The 4,998-nt window shown below is 63.5% G+C and carries 6 protein-coding genes, 1 tRNA gene and 2 pseudogenes; 4 read left to right on the forward strand and 5 right to left on the reverse strand.

The window, feature by feature from the left end; all coding sequences use genetic code 11:
- Both J7E68_RS15730 and J7E68_RS15735 read right to left on the reverse strand, forming a co-directional pair.
- Positions 1–238: pseudogene (locus tag J7E68_RS15730) on the reverse strand (hypothetical protein); the annotation flags it as partial.
- A 21-nt stretch (positions 239–259) separates the two neighbouring features.
- A pseudogene (locus tag J7E68_RS15735) lies at positions 260–1,025 on the reverse strand (inositol monophosphatase family protein).
- 148 nt (positions 1,026–1,173) lie between these two features.
- On the opposite strand from J7E68_RS15735, the gene J7E68_RS15740 reads away from it, so the two are divergent.
- Both J7E68_RS15740 and J7E68_RS15745 read left to right on the forward strand, forming a co-directional pair.
- Positions 1,174–1,246, forward strand: a tRNA-Lys gene (locus tag J7E68_RS15740).
- 149 nt (positions 1,247–1,395) lie between these two features.
- On the forward strand, positions 1,396–2,250 hold the full coding sequence (locus J7E68_RS15745) for a hypothetical protein (protein WP_215174156.1): 855 nt from the start codon (positions 1,396–1,398) through the stop codon (positions 2,248–2,250).
- Here J7E68_RS15745 and J7E68_RS15750 read toward each other — a convergent pair whose 3' ends face one another.
- Positions 2,251–2,817: a hypothetical protein gene (locus J7E68_RS15750; protein ID WP_157535611.1), complete on the reverse strand. Its 567-nt coding sequence runs from the start codon at positions 2,815–2,817 to the stop codon at positions 2,251–2,253. It abuts the gene before it with no gap.
- Entirely contained in the window at positions 2,804–3,583 is a 780-nt protein-coding gene (locus J7E68_RS15755; RefSeq protein ID WP_215174158.1) for a hypothetical protein, read from the reverse strand. The genes J7E68_RS15750 and J7E68_RS15755 overlap by 14 nt, the downstream gene beginning before the upstream one ends.
- A 202-nt stretch (positions 3,584–3,785) precedes the next feature.
- Between J7E68_RS15755 and J7E68_RS15760 the strand changes: the two genes are divergently transcribed.
- Together J7E68_RS15760 and J7E68_RS15765 are read left to right on the forward strand one after the other, a co-directional pair.
- Positions 3,786–4,145: a hypothetical protein gene (locus J7E68_RS15760; protein ID WP_215174160.1), complete on the forward strand. Its 360-nt coding sequence runs from the start codon at positions 3,786–3,788 to the stop codon at positions 4,143–4,145.
- The gene (locus tag J7E68_RS15765; protein WP_215174162.1) at positions 4,138–4,527 is read left to right on the forward strand and encodes a hypothetical protein; all 390 of its coding nucleotides are present in this window, start codon (positions 4,138–4,140) and stop codon (positions 4,525–4,527) included. The genes J7E68_RS15760 and J7E68_RS15765 overlap by 8 nt, the downstream gene beginning before the upstream one ends.
- A 9-nt stretch (positions 4,528–4,536) precedes the next feature.
- Here J7E68_RS15765 and J7E68_RS15770 read toward each other — a convergent pair.
- Positions 4,537–4,998: tyrosine-type recombinase/integrase (locus J7E68_RS15770; RefSeq protein ID WP_215174164.1), on the reverse strand; the 462-nt coding region annotated here is incomplete at its 5' end.

The raw sequence follows: 4,998 nt of genomic DNA on the forward strand, positions 1-4,998 counted from the left end.
CGAACGTCCACCCCTGGTCGGTGAGCACCTGCACGGGGCCGGCCGACACGATCGTGTCGCAGGTCGGCTCGACGGCGGGCGCGGGAGTCTGCGTCGCCACGGGCTCGGCGGAGGCCGTCGGCGATGGTGCGGGTGGATCCGGCGTGGGAGTGCCGGATCCCTCCGGCGTCCCTGCGCAGGATGTGAGCGCGACCGCGAGGAGCAGCGCTCCGAGAGCGGCGGAGGTGATGCGGTTCATCGTCCGGGGCCTTCGTCAGGGTCAGTCGTGCAGGAGATCGAGGAAGGCATCGTGCAGGACGCCGTTGCTCGCGAGTGTCGAGAGATCGGAGATCGTCTCGGTGCCGTCGAAGCCGGTCATCCGGCCACCGGCTTCGCGCACGATCGGGACGGCGGCAGCGACGTCGTACTCCTTGACGCCGAACTCGGCGACCATGTCGATGCGCCCCTCGGCGAGAAGCATGTACGCGTAGATGTCGCCGTAGGCGCGGTCGCGCCACACGCGGTCGGCGAGCTTCAGCAGCTGGTCGAGGTGTCCGGACTCGGCCCACTGGGTGATGCTCTGGAAGCTCACGCTGGCGTCGTCGAGCGACGAGACGGAAGAAGCCTGGATGCGGCGTGGCTCGGCATCCGTCGCTGTCCAGGCGCCGGAGCCCGCTGCAGCCCACCACCGGCGTCCGAGGGCCGGCATGCTGACGACTCCGACCTGCGGCACCCCGTCGACGGCGAGGGCGATCATGGTTCCCCACAGGGGAACGCCTCGGAGGAAGTTCGCCGTGCCGTCGATCGGATCGATGATCCACTGCCGGTGTGTGCTGCCCTGCGCGCCGAACTCCTCTCCGAAGATGCCGTCGTCGGGACGCTCGGAGGCGAGGATCTCGCGGATCGCACGCTCTGTCGCGAGGTCGGCATCGGTGACGNNCGGGGCTGTCGAAGCGGGGGAGCGACTGCGCGTCCGCCGCGTCGGCGAGACGCCGAGCGAGTTCGAGGTCGCGAGAGTAGTCGTCGGCGCGGGGGGAGGCGGTCACGTTCTCAGGATAACCGCCCGTCAGGTGAGGTCCGTGAGGGCGTGACCCGAGGCGACACGCGCGGCGGACCCGTCCGGCCTGCCTCGATTTCGCACCGCGACAATCGGCTGGTAATGTAATTCCTCGGCCGGGGTATTCACCGGGCCACGCACCTCTAGCTCAATCGGCAGAGCAACTGACTCTTAATCAGTGGGTTCTCGGTTCAAGTCCGAGGGGGTGCACGGATCAGCCTCGATGACTCTCGCCAGTCATCGGGGCTTTTCTGCGTGCGGCGGCAGAGACCGCTCGACGGCGTGCGCAACGATCGCCTCCGAAACCCCTCCGAGCGTGGCGTCAACCTCTCAACGGGCCTTTCGGTCATCATGGGTCCATGAGCTGGGTACCGATGGGGATGACGCCTGAAGAACACGCCGTGCTCGTCGACGGTGTGAAGCCGTGGATGCGCGATGACATGACTGCCTGGCTGTTTCTGGCCGTTACCCTTCCCGGAGCGAGCCGCGAGCGGAGAAACGACATCGATCTCGTGATGGACTTCGACCGCCGCGCACGCTCGAAGGATCCGCTGGCCACCTATCTGCGGCGGGGCTTCCGTCAACTTGAGCAGGAGCTCTGGATCGATGACGACAAGTACATTCGCTTTCTAGACTTTCTCGTTTGGATAAAGTCTCAGGATCTCGCCACCCATCGCGATCTCCTGAACGCGTTGGACGCTGTGCTACTCGCTGGCGGTTCTCGCTGGAAAGTGGGAACTCGTCGGCAGGGGCCGGGTCTCGAGGACCGCGTTCCCCTTGGGGTGCAGGAGGGGGCCGATGCAGTGATGTCCCACCCCAGCCACGCGGGGGAACTGCTGTCGGAGGCGTGGCACGCGGCCTTTGGGCTCACTCCCGACTTCGAGAAGGCGTACGCGAAGTCGATCAAAGCGGTTGAGGCCGTGGCGATCCCGGTTGTGAGTCCGAAGAACACGTCGGCGACTCTAGGAACGGTCGTCGGACAGATGCGCGGTGATGGAGATTGGAAGCTCGACCTAACGCGTGAGCATGGCACGCACACATCGCAACACGTCGTTCTAGGCATGGTGCAAGCGCTTTGGACCGGTCAGAACGATCGCCACGCAGGGCAGGCCGGATATAGGCCCAGCTCGCAGGCAGAGGCTGAGGCCGCAGTGATGCTTGCAATCCCGCTTGTGCAGTGGTTCACATCCGGCGCGATTCAGCGTCGCCCCTAGCTACTTCCAGTCGATCATCGCGCCGCTGATGATGTTGTTGATCAGTCGCTCGATGAAGATCACGACCTCCTCGCGTCCGACGGTGTACCCGGTCGGGTGGCCGCACCGGTTCCGCGTCTTGAGAGCGTCATCCAGGATGCTCCTGGCGTTCTTGTTGAAGACGCCTGCGTCTTCGCAGAGCAGGAAGAAGTTCGCATCGTTGACGTACAGGAGATCGTTCTTCTTGCTGATCTTTCGATAACCGTTGGACTTCTCAAACCGCTTGAAGTTCTCCGCCTGCATCAGCTTGAAGCCTTGCTGATGCCCTTCAATCACCGAGTACAGATGCTCGATCGTGGCTGCCCAGACCATCAGCACCGCACCGCGATACGCCGACGCTTCGTAGCAATCGATCGCCTCTTCCAGGTACTGCCGGTAGTTGGCAGGAGCTCGTCCCGCTGAGTCGCGAAGCGAGTGAAGGGCCTGCGCCGGGGCCTGGCGAGCGATGTCGGAGACTGGGAGGCGATAAGCCTCCTGAAACTCCCGCAAACGTTCGAGATTTGGCGCCCAGTCGTTACTTGTCGTCATCTGCAATTTGCTTATCGAGGACGTACCGGGCCATGTTCTTGAATATCTCGCGCACTGTTTCGGCAGTGGCGTCGGCGGCGATGTGAATTTCCACGTTGACGTGCACGCTGGGACTCGCGGCGACTGTCACGGTTGGCGGCGCGGCGGGCGCTGGAAGGGTCTGCGTGGCTGAGGTGGATGGTGCAGCCGGTGCCGCTGCCGCAACTTCTGCCGGAGCTTCTTCCGTCTCCCCTGCGGGCTCAGAGGAAGTGGTCGGCGTCGAACCGTTCACCAAGCCATCGACCGCCGACAGGTCGAACGTGATTCGGGTTTCTTTTCCGCCGCGACCCACCAGAAAGGTTCCCAGCCCTGCGCCATCGACCACTCGACCAAAGGTCACTGCGCCAGAGCCAAGCGTGGAGCCGCTTAGACCGCCGATCGTGTCCTTGTGCGAGGCCTCCCAATACTGGCCGACCTCGGCGGCGGTGGCCTCGGCTTTGTTCCCGTAATGAACCCATTCGAGAGTCGCGCGGTACAGATCGACAGATTCGAGAGCCTGGCGCAGAGCGGCTTTCGGGTCAGCGTTGAACAGCTGGCCGCGTTCTGTGGTGCGCAGATTTCCACCGTCGCGCAGGATCAACCCGAACTCGACCATGGCTCCGAGCTTGCGGTCGTCCTGCGAGCCGAGTGCCTTCTCGACCTTCGGAACGTCCACCCATCCGATCTGCTTGCTGAGGTAGCCCAGCAACTTCGTGATGTCCTCAACCGAGGTCTTGACCGGAACCATGGAACTCCCCTTTGAACGATGTTGCCGTAACCGTATCGTCAAGGAGGCATTCCGAGGGAGACTCGTGCAATCGTTTCAGTGCTCCAATCTGCACCGCCTCGGTCGCTCCGCCGAGAGAAGCCGGCATCGAGGCGGTCCACATCTTCGCCTTGAGAGCGGTTGAACGGGTGATCACCAACAAAGATCGCAATAAGGTGAGCAGATGAGCGCTGAAGAGTTCGCGACGGCGATCGAGCCGTTGCTGCCCGTCTTGACGATCCTCGCCACCGGTCTGATCTCGATTCTTGTCGCGTGGCTTACCGCCGTCATGACCCGCAGGAGCGAGCAAGCGAAGATCACCGCTGACAACGACCGCGAGGCAAAGCGACTTGCCCACGAGAAGGCCTTGGCGGACGCGGATCGGAATCAGGCGAAAGAGGTGGCTGAGCAACAGCGTGCTGATGCCGCTGCAGAGGGGCAACGCGCCGCCGCAGCCGAAGAGGCGCGGCGGGCGAAGGACACTGCCGAACTCTTTTTCGGGATGGCTCTCTACATCGAGTCTCACAGATCCCAGCATGGGTGACGACGCCCGATTCGAGCACTACTTTGCGGAACGATGGCCCTCGTTCGAGATTGACTTGCGCCGAGCAGCGGGCACCCTGACGGATGCCCAGCTTCGCAACAGACTTCTAGCTCTAGTCTCCGCGATCACGGACACTGAAGTGGCGTCGTTCCATGGGTCGAATCCCAAGGGGTGGGCATCGTGGCTGACTGACATGGGCGCGGACCTGTCGATGACTGCGTCGCGCGGAGAAGAACCCGATAGCGAACTCCTAGAGCGCTACGACTCGTTCTTCGGTTCGTTCACCGAGGTCAACCAGTACAGGGAAGAGCTCTGGGAAACGCAGCGTAGCGAGCGTCAGGATCAGCTCCGTGACATCTCAAGGCAGGAGAGGGGCCGCTAGCTGCCTTGTTCAGCGGCCGTCGATCACGCGAAGCGGCGCAACGTCCAGGCCGCGCAGAGCGGCGGCGTCGAGGCGGTCCATGTCCTCGTCGTGGGTGCCGTTGAACAGGTGCGTGTAGATCGAGTCCGTGGTGTTGATGTTCGCGTGGCCCATCCAGCGGCTGATCTTGCGAATCTCGATGCCTGCCGCCGCGCACACGCTCGCGTTGTAGTGGCGGAGGTCGTGCCAGCGCGCGCCAGTGATGCCGAGGTCAGCGAGAGCAGGCTTGAAGTAGTACCGGATGAGGCTTGCCACATCGAACTGTCGGTCGTAGTCGAGCGTGCGCACGTCGCCGTTGCCGCCTGGTACCCGTTCTGGCCACAGTGGCGCCTCTGGCTCGTTTCGGCGTGGGTGCTGGGACTTCGCCTCACCTGTGACCGCAACGAGGGCTTCTAGGCCCGCATTGAAGTCGGCGGGCAACGTGAAATCCAC

It is taken from the genome of Microbacterium sp. ISL-103, assembly GCF_018613995.1.
Classification (GTDB): Bacteria; Actinomycetota; Actinomycetes; order Actinomycetales; family Microbacteriaceae; genus Microbacterium.

Coding starts and splice junctions, on each gene's coding strand:
- J7E68_RS15745 (WP_215174156.1), top strand. CDS start 1,396: ATGAGCTGGGTACCGATGGGGATGACGCCTGAAGAACACGCCGTGCTC.
- J7E68_RS15750 (WP_157535611.1), bottom strand. CDS start 2,817: ATGACGACAAGTAACGACTGGGCGCCAAATCTCGAACGTTTGCGGGAG.
- J7E68_RS15755 (WP_215174158.1), bottom strand. CDS start 3,583: ATGGTTCCGGTCAAGACCTCGGTTGAGGACATCACGAAGTTGCTGGGC.
- J7E68_RS15760 (WP_215174160.1), top strand. CDS start 3,786: ATGAGCGCTGAAGAGTTCGCGACGGCGATCGAGCCGTTGCTGCCCGTC.
- J7E68_RS15765 (WP_215174162.1), top strand. CDS start 4,138: ATGGGTGACGACGCCCGATTCGAGCACTACTTTGCGGAACGATGGCCC.